17 protein-coding genes and 1 pseudogene are annotated in these 15,586 nt (G+C 67.4%); 11 read left to right on the top strand and 7 right to left on the bottom strand.

Annotated features, from left to right (window positions below):
* Positions 1 to 91 precede the first annotated feature (91 nt).
* From pspF to D0Z60_RS05510, 3 genes are all read left to right on the top strand, one after another.
* Complete coding sequence (pspF, locus tag D0Z60_RS05520) at positions 92 to 1,150, top strand: phage shock protein operon transcriptional activator (protein WP_118857324.1); 1,059 nt, start codon at positions 92 to 94, stop codon at positions 1,148 to 1,150.
* Between the two features lie 54 nt (positions 1,151 to 1,204).
* The gene (locus tag D0Z60_RS05515; RefSeq protein WP_118857323.1) at positions 1,205 to 1,747 is read left to right on the top strand and encodes a tetratricopeptide repeat protein; all 543 of its coding nucleotides are present in this window, start codon (positions 1,205 to 1,207) and stop codon (positions 1,745 to 1,747) included.
* Positions 1,748 to 1,822: 75 nt separating this feature from the next.
* Entirely contained in the window at positions 1,823 to 2,446 is a 624-nt protein-coding gene (locus D0Z60_RS05510) for a superoxide dismutase (protein ID WP_118857322.1), read from the top strand.
* A gap of 7 nt (positions 2,447 to 2,453) precedes the next feature.
* Here D0Z60_RS05510 and D0Z60_RS05505 read toward each other — a convergent pair whose 3' ends face one another.
* Genes D0Z60_RS05505 through dapF form a run of 6 tightly spaced genes read right to left on the bottom strand, consistent with a single transcriptional unit; the run spans position 2,454 to position 7,749 of the window.
* Complete coding sequence (locus tag D0Z60_RS05505; RefSeq protein WP_118857321.1) at positions 2,454 to 3,215, bottom strand: ABC transporter permease; 762 nt, start codon at positions 3,213 to 3,215, stop codon at positions 2,454 to 2,456.
* Entirely contained in the window at positions 3,212 to 4,147 is a 936-nt protein-coding gene (locus D0Z60_RS05500) for an ABC transporter ATP-binding protein (protein WP_118857320.1), read from the bottom strand. The genes D0Z60_RS05505 and D0Z60_RS05500 overlap by 4 nt, the downstream gene beginning before the upstream one ends.
* On the bottom strand, positions 4,144 to 4,755 hold the full coding sequence (locus D0Z60_RS05495; protein ID WP_118857319.1) for a septation protein A: 612 nt from the start codon (positions 4,753 to 4,755) through the stop codon (positions 4,144 to 4,146). Before D0Z60_RS05495 ends, D0Z60_RS05500 begins: the two co-directional genes overlap by 4 nt.
* A complete protein-coding gene (gene ftsY / locus D0Z60_RS05490) occupies positions 4,752 to 5,669 on the bottom strand; it encodes a signal recognition particle-docking protein FtsY (RefSeq protein ID WP_118857318.1) in 918 nt (305 codons plus the stop codon). The genes D0Z60_RS05495 and ftsY overlap by 4 nt, the downstream gene beginning before the upstream one ends.
* Positions 5,666 to 6,946: a radical SAM protein gene (locus tag D0Z60_RS05485; protein ID WP_240325555.1), complete on the bottom strand. Its 1,281-nt coding sequence runs from the start codon at positions 6,944 to 6,946 to the stop codon at positions 5,666 to 5,668. Before D0Z60_RS05485 ends, ftsY begins: the two co-directional genes overlap by 4 nt.
* A complete protein-coding gene (dapF, locus tag D0Z60_RS05480; protein ID WP_118857317.1) occupies positions 6,943 to 7,749 on the bottom strand; it encodes a diaminopimelate epimerase in 807 nt (268 codons plus the stop codon). The genes D0Z60_RS05485 and dapF overlap by 4 nt, the downstream gene beginning before the upstream one ends.
* Positions 7,750 to 7,882: 133 nt before the next feature.
* Here dapF and D0Z60_RS05475 point away from each other — a divergent pair, with 133 nt between their 5' ends.
* The 6 genes and pseudogenes from D0Z60_RS05475 to D0Z60_RS05450 all read left to right on the top strand — a co-directional run bounded on the left by D0Z60_RS05475 (position 7,883) and on the right by D0Z60_RS05450 (position 13,414).
* A complete protein-coding gene (locus D0Z60_RS05475) occupies positions 7,883 to 8,332 on the top strand; it encodes a hypothetical protein (protein WP_118857316.1) in 450 nt (149 codons plus the stop codon).
* A gap of 30 nt (positions 8,333 to 8,362) precedes the next feature.
* Positions 8,363 to 9,061 (top strand): hypothetical protein, encoded by a 699-nt coding sequence (locus tag D0Z60_RS05470; protein WP_162888096.1) that lies wholly within the window; start codon positions 8,363 to 8,365, stop codon positions 9,059 to 9,061.
* Positions 9,062 to 9,197: 136 nt separating this feature from the next.
* Positions 9,198 to 10,643, top strand: coding sequence for a signal recognition particle protein (gene ffh / locus D0Z60_RS05465; RefSeq protein ID WP_118857314.1), 1,446 nt, complete (start codon positions 9,198 to 9,200; stop codon positions 10,641 to 10,643).
* A 35-nt stretch (positions 10,644 to 10,678) separates the two neighbouring features.
* Positions 10,679 to 11,167, top strand: a pseudogene (rpsP, locus tag D0Z60_RS05460) (30S ribosomal protein S16); the annotation flags it as partial.
* A 190-nt stretch (positions 11,168 to 11,357) separates the two neighbouring features.
* Complete coding sequence (rimM, locus tag D0Z60_RS05455) at positions 11,358 to 11,852, top strand: ribosome maturation factor RimM (protein WP_118857312.1); 495 nt, start codon at positions 11,358 to 11,360, stop codon at positions 11,850 to 11,852.
* A gap of 89 nt (positions 11,853 to 11,941) precedes the next feature.
* Positions 11,942 to 13,414: a serine hydrolase domain-containing protein gene (locus D0Z60_RS05450; RefSeq protein WP_240325554.1), complete on the top strand. Its 1,473-nt coding sequence runs from the start codon at positions 11,942 to 11,944 to the stop codon at positions 13,412 to 13,414.
* Here D0Z60_RS05450 and D0Z60_RS05445 read toward each other — a convergent pair.
* Positions 13,411 to 14,376, bottom strand: coding sequence for an NAD(P)/FAD-dependent oxidoreductase (locus D0Z60_RS05445; protein ID WP_118857310.1), 966 nt, complete (start codon positions 14,374 to 14,376; stop codon positions 13,411 to 13,413). The two genes, D0Z60_RS05450 and D0Z60_RS05445, sit on opposite strands and share 4 nt — an antisense overlap.
* Positions 14,377 to 14,430: 54 nt before the next feature.
* Between D0Z60_RS05445 and trmD the strand changes: the two genes are divergently transcribed.
* Positions 14,431 to 15,153 (top strand): tRNA (guanosine(37)-N1)-methyltransferase TrmD, encoded by a 723-nt coding sequence (gene trmD, locus D0Z60_RS05440; RefSeq protein ID WP_118857309.1) that lies wholly within the window; start codon positions 14,431 to 14,433, stop codon positions 15,151 to 15,153.
* 12 nt (positions 15,154 to 15,165) lie between these two features.
* Positions 15,166 to 15,561: a 50S ribosomal protein L19 gene (rplS, locus tag D0Z60_RS05435; RefSeq protein ID WP_118857308.1), complete on the top strand. Its 396-nt coding sequence runs from the start codon at positions 15,166 to 15,168 to the stop codon at positions 15,559 to 15,561.
* Positions 15,562 to 15,586 lie beyond the last annotated feature (25 nt).

Genomic DNA, 15,586 nt, shown 5'->3' with positions numbered 1-15,586 from the left:
GGCCGAAAATCTGATCTTTTCGGCGAAATCTACTCTCCATCCGCATAAAAATTCTTGCCAAGTGATGGGGAAAACCACCAACACCTAGGCCGTGGAGCGCACCAACCAGTTCGTCGGCTCGAGCCTCGCCTTCCTCGATGCGGTCGAGCGGGCGAGCCGCGCCGCGCCGCTCAATCGCCCGGTGCTGGTGATCGGGGAGCGCGGCACGGGCAAGGAATTGATCGCCGAGCGCCTCCACCATCTGTCGTCGCGCTGGTCCGGTCCGCTGGTCACGATGAATTGCGCAGCCCTTCCCGAAAATCTGATCGAGGCGGAGCTATTCGGTCACGAGGCAGGCAGTTTCACCGGCGCCGCCAAGACCCGTCACGGGCGCTTCGAGGAGGCGGACGGCGGGACGCTATTCCTCGACGAGCTGGCAACGCTATCTTCTCCCGCCCAGGATCGGCTGCTGCGCGCGGTCGAATATGGCGAAGTGACCCGGATCGGCGCGTCCAAGCCGATCAGCGTCGACGTGCGCATCGTCGCCGCCACCAACGAGCATCTGCCGCGGCTAGTCGAGCAAGGCCGCTTCCGCGCCGATCTCCTCGATCGCCTAAGCTTCGAAGTTGTCACCCTGCCGCCGCTGCGCGCGCGCCAAGGCGACATCCCGTTGCTCGCCGAGCATTTCGGTCGGCGCATGGGGGTGGAGCTCGACTGGACGAACTGGCCGGGCTTCGCTGCCGAGGCGATGCGTGCGCTGGAAACCTATTCCTGGCCCGGCAACGTTCGCGAACTGCGCAACGTGGTGGAACGCGCCGTCTATCGCCACGAGGATCCCGAACGGCCGATCGACCACATCCAGTTCGATCCTTTCGCATCACCCTGGGCGGCCGCTCTGGGCAGCGGCGGGGAACAGCTTCCGCCGGTCGGAATGGCCGTCGAGCCAGGCGATTCGCAAACGCCAGCCGCCGCGTCTCCGCCGCCGTCGCCTGCGGGCGACGACGTCAGCGACTTCCGCGGTGCAGTCAGCGCCTACGAACGGCGCATCCTCGAGGACGCTTTGGCGCGCAATCGCTACAATCAGAAGGCGACCGCGACGGCCTTGGGCCTCAGCTACGACCAGCTTCGGCATGCCCTCAAGCGGCACGAACTGCTGAACGCTGGCGGCTAGTGCATCGCCGCCTCGATAGGCGTATGATCGGCCCGCTCAAGAGAGGAGGGTTCGATGAAGACTCTTTTCGCCGCGGCCGCGCTGATTGCCGCCGCCCCCGCCGCAGCCGGCACCGTCTCGATCGGCAATAGTTTGGCGATGGACTGCTATGAAGCCGCCGTCGGCCGCGATTATGATCGCAACGCGCTCGGCCATTGCGACCTCGCGCTCCGCCAGGAGGGCCTGACCGTCCAAGACCGGGCGGCGACGCTCAACAATCGCGGTGTGCTTCACCTGCGAGGGCGCAATTTCCGCGCCGCCGGACGTGACTTCGACGCCGCGGCCGAGACATTCAGCGGCAATGCCGAGGTTTGGCTCAACAAGGCCATCTCCGACTTGCGTCGTGGCGCGGGAATGGAGACCATGCCGCTGATCCAGCGCTCGCTGGCTCTCAACACGCAGCGGCCGGCGCTGGCCTATTACAGCCGCTCGCTGGCCTACGAGCGTGGTGGCGACCTTCGTTCGGCCTACAACGACCTGGTCCGGGCTCGCGATCTCGCCCCGGAATGGAAAGCGCCAGCGGAAGATCTGCAGCAGTTCCGACTGATCCGCCGCTAGGCGTCACACCCTCTGGACATTTGACCCGCTTCGGCGGTTAAGGGCGCTCCGCGTCACTCAAGCCAGGATCCCCCGATGGCCTTCCAACTGCCCGAACTTCCGTTCCCCAAAGATTCGCTCGGCGACGTGATGAGCGCCGAGACGTTCGACTATCACCACGGTAAGCATCACAAGGCGTACATCGACAAGACCAACGGGATGCTGGGCGAGAAGGGGCTCGAGGGCGCCTCGCTGTTAGAAGTCATCAAGGCCGCCAAGGACAAGGGCGACAAGGGCCTGTTCAACAACAGCGCCCAGATCTGGAACCACAGCTTTTTTTGGCAGTGCCTGGCGCCGGAGGGCTCGACCAGCCCGTCGGGCAAACTCGCCGAGATGATCGCGAGCGATTTCGGCGATCATGCGACTCTGGTCGACAAGCTGGCGACCGAGAGCACCAATCATTTCGCCTCAGGTTGGGGCTGGCTGGTGCTCAACAACGGCAAGCTCGAGGTTACCTCGCTCCACGACGCTGATACGCCCGTCGTCCACGGCATGACGCCGCTGCTTACGCTCGATGTGTGGGAGCATGCCTACTACATCGATTATCGCAACGAGCGGCCGCGCTACCTGAAGACGGTGCTCGAGCGCGTGATCAACTGGGATTTCGTCGCGCAGAACCTCGACGGCCAAGGCGTATCGCGCGCCGATCAGCAGGGCTGACGGCGGGCTAGGCCTTCAGGCGCCAGCCGGTTCTGAAGATCCATACGATGGCGGCGAGCGGCAGGGCGATCGCCGCCGCCATCACGGCAATGCTGGCGCCGAGCGGCACGTCGGCCACCGAAAAGAACGTCCATCGGTATCCCGAGACGAGATAGAGGATCGGATTAAGTTGGGTGACCGTTCGCCACGGCTCGCCGATCGCCGCGGTTGAGTAGAATACGCCGCCGAGGAAGGTAAGCGGGGTCACCACCAGCAACGGGATGACCTGCAATTGCTCGAAGTTCTTGGCCCAGATGCCGATCGCAAAGCCGAGCAGGCAAAAGCCGATCGAAATTGCAACGAGGAACGCCAGCATCAGCAGCGGATGATCGACCCGAACGTCGACGAATAGTGTCGCGGTCGCCAGCGTGATGAGCGCCAGCAGCACCGCCTTGGTCGCCGCCGCACCGACATAGGCGGTCACCGTCTCGAGCGCCGACAAGGGCGCCGACAGGATCTCGTAGATCGTGCCCGTGAACTTCGGAAAGAAGATGCCGAAGCTGGCGTTCATGATCGCCTGGGTCAGCACCGACAACAGGATCAGGCCGGGGACGATGAAACTACCGTAGTCGATCCCCGCCATGTCGCTCATGCGTCCGCCGATCGCCGAGCCGAACACCAGGAAATAGAGCGAGGTGGTGATCACCGGCGCGACCAGGCTTTGCCACAGGGTGCGGCCCCACCGCGCCATCTCGAAGCGATAGATCGCCTTCACTCCGGTCACGTTCATGCCGGGGCTCCCTCGTGGATCAGGCTAACGAAAATGTCCTCGAGGCTCGACTGGTGTGTGGCCAGGTCGCGGTAGCCGATGCCGAGCTCGTCAAGCTTGCGCATCAGTTGCGGTATGCCATTGCGCTCGGCGTGGCTGTCGAAGCGGTAGCACAGGGTGTGACCGTCGTCCTCGAGCACCGGCTGCCACTGCGCGAGCGTGTCCGGCACCGCCGTGAGCTGCTGGTCGAGCGCGACCTTGAGCGTCTTCTGGCCCATCCGACTCATCAACTCGCTCTTGTCGCCGAGCGCGACCAATTCGCCGCGGCGGATCACCCCGACGCGGTCCGCCATCTCCTCCGCCTCCTCGATGTAGTGGGTAGTGAGGATGACCGTCGTCCCGTCGGCGCGAAGCTTGCGCACCAGCTGCCACATGTCGCGGCGAAGCTCGACGTCGACGCCGGCGGTCGGCTCGTCGAGGAACAGGATGTCGGGCTCGTGCGCCAGTGCCTTGGCGATCATCACGCGGCGCTTCATCCCGCCCGACAGCTCGCGCATTTCAGACTTGCGCTTGTCCCACAGGGTCAGCCGCTTGAGCAGCTCCTCGACCTTGCCGTCGTCCTTGGCCTTGCCGAACAGGCCGCGGCTGAAGCGGACCGTCGACCACACGCTCTCGAACGCGTCGGTCGTCAATTCCTGCGGAACCAGGCCGATGCGCGTGCGGATCCGGCGGAAGTCGGTCAGCCAGTTGCGGCCCTCGACCAGCACTTCGCCGCCGGTCGCTGTGACGATCCCGCAGACGATGTTGATCAGCGTCGTCTTGCCCGCGCCATTGGGACCGAGCAGCGCCAGAATCTCGCCACGGCGGATGTCAAGGTCGACCCCCTTCAACGCCTCGACGCCGTTGGCATAGGCCTTGCGCAGGCCGCTGATTTGGACCAGCGCGTCGTTCATTCGATCGGCCCCGGTTCCTGCGCCGCCTGCTCGTCGTTGGCGAGGCCGTGGCGCAGAAGCATCGGCACGTTGGCTGCGGCGAACAAAAAGGTCAGCGGGATCGCGCCCCACAGCTTGAAACCGACCCAGAAGTCGAAGCTGGTCGTGCGCCACACCGTCTCATTGAGCGCGGCCATGAAGACGAAGAACAGCGCCCAGTTGCGCGCCAGCATGCTCCACCCGGCTTCGTCGAGCCCGGGGTAGGCGCTGCCGAGGACCATCTTCAGGTAGTTCCGGCCGGTCTTCAGCCCGAAGCCGAGCAGCGCCGCGACGAACAGATAATAGATTGTCGGCTTGATCTTGATGAACAGCTCGTCGTGAAGCCACAGCGTCAGCCCGCCGAGCGCGAGGACCATCACTCCGGAGAACAGCAGCAGGGGGGAAATTTTGCCGTACTTCAATTGGGTGAAGACCATCGCCGCGACCATCGCGGCCATGAAGGCACCGGTGGCGATGAAGATCTTGGCCGGGCTGTCGACCAGGAAGTTGACGAGGAAGAACACCAGCAGCGGGCCGATGTCGACCAGCAGGCGAATGCCGCCGGTGGGTTCTGCGCGGGCCTTGCTCATGACGGCGGCAGGCCGGCGATGGCGCGGGCGACGGCGCGGGGATCGAAGGGGCGCAAATCCTCGACCCCCTCGCCCACTCCGATGGCGTGGATGGGGAGGCCGAACTTCTCCGCCGCCGCGACCAGCATGCCGCCGCGGGCGGTGCCGTCGAGCTTGGTCATGATCAAACCGGACACTGCAGTGGTTTCCTTGAAGACCTCGATCTGGCTCAACGCATTCTGGCCGGTGGTGGCGTCAAGGACGAGGATGACGTCGTGCGGCGCGTCGGGGTTGAGGCGGCCTAAGACCTTACGAATCTTGGATAATTCGTCCATCAAATGAGTCTTGTTCTGCAATCGCCCGGCGGTGTCGACGATCAGCGCGTCGATGCCGGTCGCGGTCGCCTGCTTGACCCCGTCGAACACGATTCCCGCCGCGTCCCCGCCCTCCTTGCCGACGATCACCGGCGCGTCGATGCGCTTGCCCCAGATCTGCAGCTGTTCGATCGCCGCGGCGCGGAACGTGTCGCCGGCGGCGAGCAGAACGCCGTAATCCTGCTCCTTGAGCCAATGGCCGAGCTTGCCGATGGTCGTCGTCTTGCCACTGCCGTTGACGCCGATGACGAGGATGACGTGCGGCCGCGGAAAGCCCCACACGTCGAGCGGCTTGGCGACCGGGCGAAGGATCGCCTCGATCTCTTCGGCGAGGATGGTGCGCAGCCCCCGCTCGTCCAATTGCTCGAAGCGGCGCGCCGCGATGGCCTCGCGAATGCGCTTCGAGGCGCCGGGCCCGAGGTCGGAGGCGATCAGCGCCTCCTCGATATCGTCGAGCGTGGCCGTGTCGAGCGCCTGCTTGGTCGCCAGGCCGGAAATGTTGTCGGTGAGGCGGTCGGCGGTCTTCTTGAACCCGCCGGTCAGCCGCTCGAGCCAGCTCATGCGCGCACGCCCACGAGCGTCTCGCCGTCGCGGCCGGTGACCAGCGCAGTGCCGATGTCGCCGCGCCGGGCGCCGGCAAGGCGAATCGGCGCTTCATTGTCCGAGCGGGCGAGGATGTCGCTTTCCATCAGGAACGCCTGGCGCGTGCCGACCAGCGTGTCGAGCCATTGCGCGCGGCGAACCGCGGCCGCCTCGCGCAGCCGGGCGGCGCGGGCCTTGACCACCTCGCGCTCGACCTGCGGCATGCGCGCCGCCGGGGTGCCGGGGCGAGGCGAGAAGGGGAAGATGTGGGCGGCGACGATGTCGCAGTCGTCGAGCAGCCGGAGGGTGTTGAGAGCGGCCTCCTCGCTTTCGGTCGGGAAGCCGGCGATGAGATCGGCGCCGATCGTCGCGTCGGGGCGGGCGAGTTTGATCGCAGCGACGGTCGCCACCGCATCGGCGCGGCTGTGGCGGCGCTTCATGCGCTTGAGGATAAGGTCGTCCCCCGCTTGGAGCGAGAGATGGAAGTGCGGGAGAAGGCGCGGCTCGCCGGCGATCAGCTCGAGCAGGGCGCCGTCGATCTCGACGCTGTCGAGGCTCGACAGGCGCAGGCGATGGAGGGCGGGGAGGTCGGCGAGGAGGCGCTGGCAAAGCAGTCCAAGGCCCCCTCGACCCAGCTCGGGACAGGCGTAATCGGTGATGTCGACCCCGGTCAGCACGACCTCGCGAGCGCCACGGTCAAGCTCGCGCGCCACCGCATCGCGGACTTCGGCGTAGGGCACCGAGCGCGAGGGTCCGCGCGCCTGCCAGATGGTGCAAAAGGTGCAGCGGTGGTCGCAGCCGGCCTGGATCGCGACGAAGCTCTTGACCTTGTGAAGCAGGCCGGCGTGGGGGCGGGCGTGCGAGATTGGCGGGAGCAAAATCTTCCCGTTCGTCCCGAGCGAAGTCGAGGGACGCGCGAGTAAAGGTGTCTCGACTTCGCTCGACACGAACGGAAATGGGATGTGGTTTATGAGCGGGGCCGACATGCCCTTTACGCCATTTCCCCAGACCTCGTCCACTTCGGCCACCGCGGCGAAGGCTTCTGGTTCAAGCTGGGCGGCGCAGCCGGTGACGACGACGCGGGCATCGGGGCGGTCGCGGCGGGCGCGGCGGATCGCCTGGCGGGTCTGGCGGACGGCCTCGGCGGTGACTGCACAGCTGTTGACGATGATCGTGCCGTCGGGCGCGCCGGCCGCCATCGCCTCCGCTTCGGCGAAGTTCAACCGGCAGCCGAGGCTGATCGCGGTCGCGCTCACAACTCGATCTCGCCCTTGAACACGTAGGTCGCGGACCCACGCATCGCGATCTCGCCGGCCGGGGCCTCCCAGGCGATGGTCAGCGACCCGCCGGGCATCGAGACGGTGACCGGCGAGGTGGCGCGCTTCGAGGCGATCGCGGCCACCGCCGTGGCTGAGGCGCCGGTGCCGCAGGCGCGGGTCAGGCCGGCACCGCGTTCCCAGGTGCGCAGCGTGATCGCACTGGCGGAGTCGATCCGGGCCACATTGACGTTGACCCGCTCCGGGAACGCCGGGTCGTGCTCGATGCCGGGGCCGATGTCGTCGAGCGCGATCGCCGCAGGGTCGTCGACGAAGAACACCAGATGCGGGTTGCCGACGCTGAGCGCCATCGGCCGCTTGAGCGGTCCCCACGCCAGCGGCAGCGCGGCCGTATCCATTGGATAGGCCAGCGGGATGGCGTCCCAGGCGAAGCTCGGCGCGGGCAGAATGACCTCGACCGCATCGCCGTCGCTTTTGCCGGCGACGATCCCGCCGCCGGTCTCGATCGTCGCCGCGCCGGTCAGCGCGACGACGCAGCGGCTGGCGTTGCCGCAGCTCTGCACCTCGCCGCCGTCGGCGTTCCAGATGCGCATCCGGACGTCGGCCTTGTCGGACTTTTCGATCAGGATCAGCTGGTCGCAGCCGATGCCGGCGTGGCGGTCGCAGATGCGGCGGGCGAGGGCTTCGGTCATCTCGACCGGCGCGCCGCCGGCTTCCGGGCGACCGTCGAGAATGACGAAGTCGTTGCCCAAGCCGTGCATCTTGTGGAATTGCCGCGTCACGCCGCGCGACTTAGGGAGCGGTCTGAAAGCTGTCCACCTTCGTCATTGCGAGGAGCGCAGCGACGAAGCAATCCAGCGGCGCCATCTCTGGATTGCTTCGCTACGCTCGCAATGACGGACCGGGAGAAGAATAATGACCAAGGCCGCCTCCGATGTGATGCAGGACGTGCTGATCGACGCGGTGGTCGAGGCGATCGAGGCGTTGCGCGCGAGCTCGGGCGGGCTGCCCAACAATCTGCTGCGCGACATCCAGGGCATCCACCGCAATGCGGCCTATGCCGACTTGCCCAAGGCGCTTCAGGATTCGATCAACCAGAGCGTGCGTTCGGCGTTCAACCAATTGCTCAAGGAAGGCTATGCGGTCGGGCCGAAGGGCGAGATGCAGTCGCGTCCGCCGCTCGACCGGGTGCCCGAGCGCGACCGCCGCGGGCCGCCGCAGGATCGCCGCTTCGTGCGCAAGACGCCGGGGCGGCGCGGGCCGGACGGATCGGGGCGCGGCGGGCCGGGCGGTGGGCCGGGCGGCGGGCTGGGCCGGGCGGGTCCGGGCAAGGGGCCGCGCGGCGGCGGCAAGCCGAAGGCCTGATCGGCAATCGCGGAGGAGGGGGCAGTAGCGATGAAAATTCCAAGTCCCCGGGACGGCTGGCGGGTGTTCGCGGGCGAGGTCGGGGTGATCGTGCTCGGCGTCCTTCTCGCGCTGGGCGCGCAGCAGGTCGTCCAGACCATCCAGACGCGCGACGATGTGCGGGTCTTCCGAGCGACGATCGACGGCGAGATCGCGAAAAATTTGTGGATCTACGAATATCGGGACCGGCAGACGGCCTGTACCGACAGGCGGGTGGCGCGGCTTACCGAATGGCTCGGCAGCTATCGCGAAGGTGCGCAGGCAAGGCTGATCGACGCGCGGTTTCCGGTGATGTTCAGCGTCTATCGCTCGGCGTGGGACAATAAGGATGGCCAGGTGTTCGCCGAGGTGCCGGCCGCGGCGCGTTCGAAATACGCCGAATTCTACGACGAGCTGGAGAACAATGCGCGCAATGCCCAGCTCGAGCGCGCCGCATGGGATGCGCTGTTGCCGTACGAGCTGGCGGGCACGCTCGATCTTGCCGACCGGCGGACGCTTCACGCCCAGGCGAGCGCGGCTCGCCGGCTCAACCGGAACATGAAGAACAATATCTCATTGTCGCGCATGATCGGCCGGCAGCTCGGGATCAGCCCGGCGATGCCCGATGGGTTCACCGGGGAGGAGCTTGCCGCTCTTTCGCAATGCGTGCGCGTGGCGGCGATCGTTGACCGCGATGCGTCATCCGGCTAAGGGCGGCACCGTCTAACGACACACATAGCTGATGCCCCTCGGGGCGCGCTGGCCGGTGAGGTTTCACCCGCCGGCGTCGTTTGCTTTGTGGAGTTAGCCTGCCCCGGATTTCCGGGGGAGGAACGAAAGGGATTGAATGTTCGAGTCACTTAGCGATCGGTTGAGCGGCGTGTTCGACAAGCTGCGCGGGCGCGGGGCGTTGTCGGAGGACGACGTGCGCTCGGCGATGCGCGAGGTGCGCGTGGCGCTGCTCGAGGCGGACGTGGCGCTGCCGGTGGCGCGCGAATTCGTCGACAAGGTGACCGAGCAGGCGGTCGGCCAGGACGTCATCCGCTCGATCACGCCGGGGCAGATGGTGGTCAAGATCGTCCACGACGCGCTGGTCGAGATGCTCGGCACCGACAATGCCGAGCTCAATCTCGACGTCAATCCGCCGGCGGTGGTGATGATGGTCGGGCTTCAGGGCTCGGGCAAGACGACGACCACCGCCAAGCTCGCCAAGCGCCTGGCCGAGCGCGAGCGCAAGAAGGTGCTGATGGCGTCGCTCGACGTTGCCCGGCCGGCGGCGCAGGAGCAGCTGGCGGTGCTCGGGCGGCAGGTGGCGGTGGAGACGCTGCCGATCGTCGCCGGCCAGACCCCGGTGCAGATCGCCGAGCGGGCGATGCAGGCGGCGCGGCTGCAGGGGTTTGACGTGCTGCTGCTCGATACCGCCGGGCGCTTGCACGTTGACGAAGCGCTGATGGCCGAGATGAAGGCGGTCGCCGCCGCCGCGCGCCCGGTCGAGACGCTGCTGGTGGTCGACAGCCTGACCGGCCAGGACGCGGTCAATGTCGCGCGCGGCTTTGCCGGCGAGGTCGAGCTCAGTGGTGTCGTGCTGACGCGGATGGACGGCGATGCGCGCGGCGGCGCGGCGCTCTCGATGCGCGCGGTGACCGGCAAGCCGATCAAGTTCGCCGGCACCGGCGAGGCGATGGACAAGCTCGAGGCGTTCCATCCGAGCCGGGTGGCGGGGCGGATCCTCGGCATGGGCGACGTCGTCAGCCTGGTCGAGCGAGCCGCCGAGACGGTCAAGATCGAGGACGCCGAGAAGCTCGCGGCGAAGATGGAGAAGGGCAAGTTCGACCTCGACGACCTCGCCATGCAGATCCAGCAGATGAAGCGGATGGGCGGAATGGGCGCGCTGGCCTCGATGCTGCCGGGGATGAAGGGCCTGCCCAAGCCGGGCGCGGTCGACGACCAGGCGCTGGTCCGGCTCGAAGCGATGATGAGCTCGATGACCGCCAAGGAGCGGCGCCTGCCGGCGGTGATCAACGCCAAGCGCAAGATCCGCATCGCCAAGGGCAGCGGGACCACCGTCCAAGAGGTCAACAAGCTGCTCAAGATGCACCAGGAAATGGCGAACGCGATGAAGCGGCTGAAGAAGCTCGGCGGGTTCGGCAAGCTGGCGGCGATGTTCGGGTCCGGCGGGATGGAAAAGGCGCTTGGCGGGCTGGCGCCGGGCGGCCAGTTGCCGGGCGGGATGCCGGGGCTGCCGGGCGGCTCGGGATTGCCGCCGGGGTTCGATAAATTTGGTAAGAAGTAATCGCAAATCATTGAAATCGTAGAAGGAAGAAGAAAATGGCAGTTGCAATTCGTCTCGCTCGCGGCGGCTCCAGGAAGCGGCCCTATTATCGCGTCGTGGTCGCGGATTCGCGCAATGCGCGCGACGGCCGGTTCATCGAGAAGGTCGGCACCTACAATCCGCTGCTGGCGAAGGATTCGCCCGAGCGGGTGAAGCTCGACGCCGAGCGCATTGCGCACTGGCTGAGCGTCGGCGCCCAGCCGTCGGACCGGGTCGCGCGGTTCCTCGACGCCGCCGGGATCAAGGAGCGCGCGGCGCGCAACAACCCGAAGAAGGGCGAGCCGGGCGACAAGGCCAAGGAGCGCGCCGAGGAGCGAGCGACCAAGCTGGCCGAGGCGGAAGAGGCCAAGGCCGCCGCCGCCGCTGCGCCGGTCGAGGAAGAGGCCGCGCCGGTCGAGGAGGCCGCTCCGGTCGAGGAAGCCGCTCCGGTTGCCGAGGAGGCTCCGGTCGCCGAAGAAGCTCCTGCCGAGGAAGCTCCTGTCGCCGAGGAGGCTGGTGCCGATACCCAGCCCGAGCCGGCTGAAGGTTCGGATGATGGCGCCACCGCCGACTCGCCCGAGGCTGCCGAGGCTCCGGAAGTGACCGGCGAGAGCGCGGAGGCTCCGGCCGAGGGCGATGCTCCGGCCGAGGCCGAAGCGCCCGCGGAGGCCGAAACCGAAGCCAAGGCCGAGTAGCATGGACGATCCGGCGGCCGGGAAGCGCGTCGCGCTCGCCGCGGTCGCCGGAGCCCATGGCGTTCAGGGCGAGGTGCGCCTCAAGCTATTCGCCGAGAGCGCGGAGAGCCTCGCCCGCCACCCCCGGCTGATCGTCGGCGGGGTCGAGCGGGGTGCGCGCGTCAAGCCCGACGCCAAGGGCGCGACGGCGCGGTTCGAGGGGATCGCCGACCGCTCGGCCGCCGAGGCGCTGCGCGGGGCGCTGGTCGAGGTCGCGCGCGAGGCGCTGCCGCCGCTCGACAAAGGCGAATATTATCACGCCGATCTGATCGGCCTGACCTGTTTCGCCACCGACGGCGCGACCGTCGGGTCGGTCGTCGCGGTCGAGAATTTCGGGGCGGGCGATTTGCTCGAGGTCGAAAAGGTCGACGGCAAGCGCGCGCTGATCCCGTTCCGGGACGGGATCGCCGACCTGGTCGAGGCGCGGATCGTGCTCGACCCCGAATTCCTCGCCTGACGTAAGGCTGGCACGGGCCAGTGGCCTGGCATACTCTCGGGCGGCACAACGTTGGGGGTCGGCCAGTGGCTTTTCGCAGACTGTTCGTAGTGGCGGCGCTGCTGGCCGCGGCGCCGGCTGGCGCGCAGCAGGCCCCGTCAGAATCGGCGTTCGCGGCGGTCGGCCAGGCTTTTGCCGATTTCCGAGCCAAGACCCCGGTGCCCGGCATGGTCTACGGAGTGGTGATCGACGGCAAGCTGCTCCATGTCGGCACGCACGGCGTCGCCAATGTCGCGACGGGGGCCAAGGCGAACGCCTCGACCCGCTTCCGGATCGCCTCGATGAGCAAGGCCTTCACCGCGCTCGCCATCCTCAAGCTGCGCGACGAAGGCAAGCTGGGCCTCGACGACCCGGCCGAGCGGCACATCCCCGAGATGCGCGGCTGGCGCTACCCAACCAGCGACTCACCGCGGATCCGCATTCGCGATCTGCTTCATCACGTGGGCGGGCTAGTTACCGACGATCCGTGGGGTGACCGGCAGCAAGCGATGCCGGCGGCGGACTTTTCCCGACTGATTGCCGCTGGCGTTCCGTTCAGCCGACCGCCGCAGACGGCGATGGAATATTCCAACCTCGGCTACGCGCTTCTCGGGCGTATCGTCACCAACGCGTCGGGCATGCCCTACGACCGCTATATCGTCGAGACCATCATGCGTCCGCTCGGCATGACGTCGAGCGGCTACGAGTTTCGCGACGTGCCCCTCGCCCAGCGCGCGCTAGGGTATCGGTGGGAGAATGAGCGCTGGGTCGAGGAGCCCACCATGGCGCACGGCGAATTCGGTGCGATGGGCGGCGTATATGTCACCGCCGGAGACTATGCGCGCTGGCTTGCGTTTTTACAGTCCGCCTGGCCGTCCCGCAACGGTCCGGAGACCGGGCCGGTGCGACGCTCGACGGTCCGTAATCTGGCTCAGGGCCTAAACTTCCTGTCCACCCGCAAGCGGATTGGCGGCGCGCCCGATGATGAATGCATCTGGGCCGAAGCGTACGGCATGGGCATGCGGGTGGTCCAGGACTGCACCGTCGGATTGGTTCTCAGTCATGGCGGCGGCTACCCCGGCTACGGTTCGTTCGTCGCCCTGGCGCCGGAGCGGCGGGCGGCGGTCTTCGTACTCACGAACAGGACCTATTCGGGCCCGTCCGAACCAGCTTGGCGGGCGCTCCTGGCGATCGACCGGCAAGGCATGATCCCGCCGTTCAAACGAGTCGTGGCCCCGGTCCTCGAAACCATGCAGTCGGCCGCGTTCGCCGCTTTCGGTGCCGGCGACCTTGCACCGCTGCGTGGCAAGCTGGCGATGAATTTCCTGATGGACCGTTCGGCCGGGGACTGGGCGACCGAGTTCGCCTCGGTCAAGCGGCAGGTCGGTTCCTGCACGTCAACGGAGCCGCTCTTCGCCACGGGCGCGCTGTCGACCGCGTTCCGCTGGAATTGCGAGCGGGGCCACGTGAACGGCCAGATCCTGCTCGCGCCGACCAATCCGCCCGCGATCCAGTCGCTCAAACTGATACCGCTGCCGAATTAGGCGCCGCCCTCGACTTCCTCGAGCGCGGTTTCGCCGAGCGGCGGGCGGAGCATCTGCTGCTCGGCGCACAGATCGTTGCGTATGGTGGTCGCGGCCTGGCCGCCCTCGCCCATCGCATGGCTGATCTGGTCCAGGCCGTGGACGACGTCGCCGGCGGCGTAGAGGCCGGGGACGGTCGAGCGCATCTTCTCGTCGCACAGCACGCAGCCGTCCTTGGCGAGCTCGGCGCCGACCATCTCGGCGAGCAGGGTATGGGTGTCGGAGCCGAGCGCCGGATAGACGCTGTCGAAGGTGTGGTGGCCCTCGGCGGTATCGACGGTGATGCACTCGCCGCTGATCGCCACCGCATGCGCCGGCCCGTCGACCGACGGAACGCCGGCCTGCTCGAGCCGGTCGCGGTCCTCGGCGGTGAGCTGCATCGCCTTGTCGGGCGCGATCAGCGTGACGTCGGCGGTGAAGCTGCGGATGAACAGCGCCTCGGCGACACCGTGGCTGCCGGCGCCGATCACCCCGACCTTCTTGTCGGTCACTTCATAGCCATCGCAGATCGGGCAATAGCGGATCAGACCCTTGGACAGGGCCAGATCGTGCAATTCCTCGTCCATCGGCGGCTTGCGATTGGTGAGGCCGGTCGCCAGCAGCACCGAGCGGGCGACGGCGCAGCCCGAGCCCCAGGTGGCGGTGAACAGGCCGCGATCGGAGTCGCGCTCGAGCTTGGTGACCTGCTCGGTGACGATCTTCGCGCCATATTTCTGCGCTTGGGTGCGCATCCGCTCGAGCAACTCCTTGCCGTTGATCCCGTCCGGAAAGCCGGCGTGATTGTGGCTGCACGGAATCCACGACGCGCGGCTCTTGCCGCCGTCGACGACGAGAATGTCGAGATGGTAGCGCGCAAGATAGATCGCCGCGGTGAGGCCGGCCGGTCCGCCGCCGATCACCAGGCAGTCGAGGGGTTTGTCCATGCGTCGCTCAATGCCGGCGTGGCGCGCCGGTTCCGCTTGCTGTAGCGGCGCGCCATGACCTTTCGAGCCACCGTCCTGACACTCTACCCGGAGATGTTCCCCGGGCCGCTCGGCACGAGCCTGGCGGGGCGGGCGCTGGGCGAGGTGCGGTGGAGCCTGGAGGCGCGCAACATCCGCGACCACGCCATCGACAAGCATCGCACGGTCGATAGCACGCCGGCCGGCGGCGGGGCGGGGATGGTGCTGCGCTGCGACGTGCTCGCAGCGGCGCTCGATGCCGTCGCCGACGGGCGGCCGATGCTGGCGATGACCCCGCGCGGGGCGCCGTTGACCCAGGCGCGGGTGCGCGCGCTGGCTTCGGGCGAGGGGGCGATCGTCCTGTGCGGCCGGTTCGAGGGGTATGACGAGCGGATCTTCGAGGCGCGCGACGTCGAGCCGGTGTCGATCGGCGACTATGTGCTGTCGGGCGGCGAGCTCGGCGCGATGGTGCTGCTCGACGCTTGCGTTCGGCTGCTTCCCGGCGTAATGGGCGCGCCCGACAGCGGGAAGGAGGAAAGCTTCGAAAGCGGCCTCCTCGAATATCCGCATTATACCCGACCAGTCGACTGGGAAGGGCGCACGATCCCCGAAGTGCTGCGATCGGGGGATCATGCGAAGATCGCCGCATGGCGCCATAGCATGGCCCTGCGCGACACACGGCTAAGGCGGCCGGACCTGTTTGAGCGCCGCGGTGGCGCCCAAGGGTCGTCGCCCTCTGGCGCGCAGCGCGAAGATTAGGAAACGAATACCATGAACCTGATCCAGACGCTCGAGGCCGAAGCGATTGAAGCGCTGACCGCCGAGCGCAAAATCCCCGAATTCCGCCCCGGCGACACCCTCAAGGTCGGCGTCAAGGTCGTCGAGGGCGAGCGCGCCCGAGTCCAGATGTACGAGGGCGTGTGCATCGCCCGTTCGAACAAGGGCATCGGCTCGAACTTCACCGTCCGCAAGATTTCGTTCGGCGAGGGCGTCGAGCGCGTCTTCCCGCTCTATTCGCCGGCGATCGATTCGATCGAGGTCGTGCGCCGTGGCGCCGTCCGCCGCGCCAAGCTCTATTATTTGCGTGGTCGCCGCGGCAAGTCGGCGCGTATCGCCGAGCGCCGCGACACCCGCCCGGCCAAGGGCTCGGAAACGACCGAAGCCTAACGCTTCGTCGGTATCGACTGGCTTG

It is taken from the genome of Sphingomonas mesophila, assembly GCF_003499275.1.
Lineage (GTDB): Bacteria > Pseudomonadota > Alphaproteobacteria > Sphingomonadales > Sphingomonadaceae > Sphingomicrobium > Sphingomicrobium mesophilum.
This window is presented reverse-complemented; position numbering and strand designations above follow the sequence as displayed.

Bases quoted from the DNA above. Each gene is read 5' to 3' on its own strand.
- D0Z60_RS05515 (WP_118857323.1), top strand. From the start codon at position 1,205: ATGAAGACTCTTTTCGCCGCGGCCGCGCTGATTGCCGCCGCCCCCGCC.
- rimM (WP_118857312.1), top strand. From the start codon at position 11,358: ATGGACGATCCGGCGGCCGGGAAGCGCGTCGCGCTCGCCGCGGTCGCC.
- D0Z60_RS05445 (WP_118857310.1), bottom strand. From the start codon at position 14,376: ATGGACAAACCCCTCGACTGCCTGGTGATCGGCGGCGGACCGGCCGGC.
- rplS (WP_118857308.1), top strand. From the start codon at position 15,166: ATGAACCTGATCCAGACGCTCGAGGCCGAAGCGATTGAAGCGCTGACC.
- D0Z60_RS05495 (WP_118857319.1), bottom strand. From the start codon at position 4,755: ATGAGCAAGGCCCGCGCAGAACCCACCGGCGGCATTCGCCTGCTGGTC.
- ftsY (WP_118857318.1), bottom strand. From the start codon at position 5,669: ATGAGCTGGCTCGAGCGGCTGACCGGCGGGTTCAAGAAGACCGCCGAC.
- D0Z60_RS05510 (WP_118857322.1), top strand. From the start codon at position 1,823: ATGGCCTTCCAACTGCCCGAACTTCCGTTCCCCAAAGATTCGCTCGGC.
- D0Z60_RS05500 (WP_118857320.1), bottom strand. From the start codon at position 4,147: ATGAACGACGCGCTGGTCCAAATCAGCGGCCTGCGCAAGGCCTATGCC.
- D0Z60_RS05505 (WP_118857321.1), bottom strand. From the start codon at position 3,215: ATGAACGTGACCGGAGTGAAGGCGATCTATCGCTTCGAGATGGCGCGG.
- ffh (WP_118857314.1), top strand. From the start codon at position 9,198: ATGTTCGAGTCACTTAGCGATCGGTTGAGCGGCGTGTTCGACAAGCTG.
- D0Z60_RS05470 (WP_162888096.1), top strand. From the start codon at position 8,363: ATGAAAATTCCAAGTCCCCGGGACGGCTGGCGGGTGTTCGCGGGCGAG.
- trmD (WP_118857309.1), top strand. From the start codon at position 14,431: ATGACCTTTCGAGCCACCGTCCTGACACTCTACCCGGAGATGTTCCCC.
- D0Z60_RS05475 (WP_118857316.1), top strand. From the start codon at position 7,883: ATGACCAAGGCCGCCTCCGATGTGATGCAGGACGTGCTGATCGACGCG.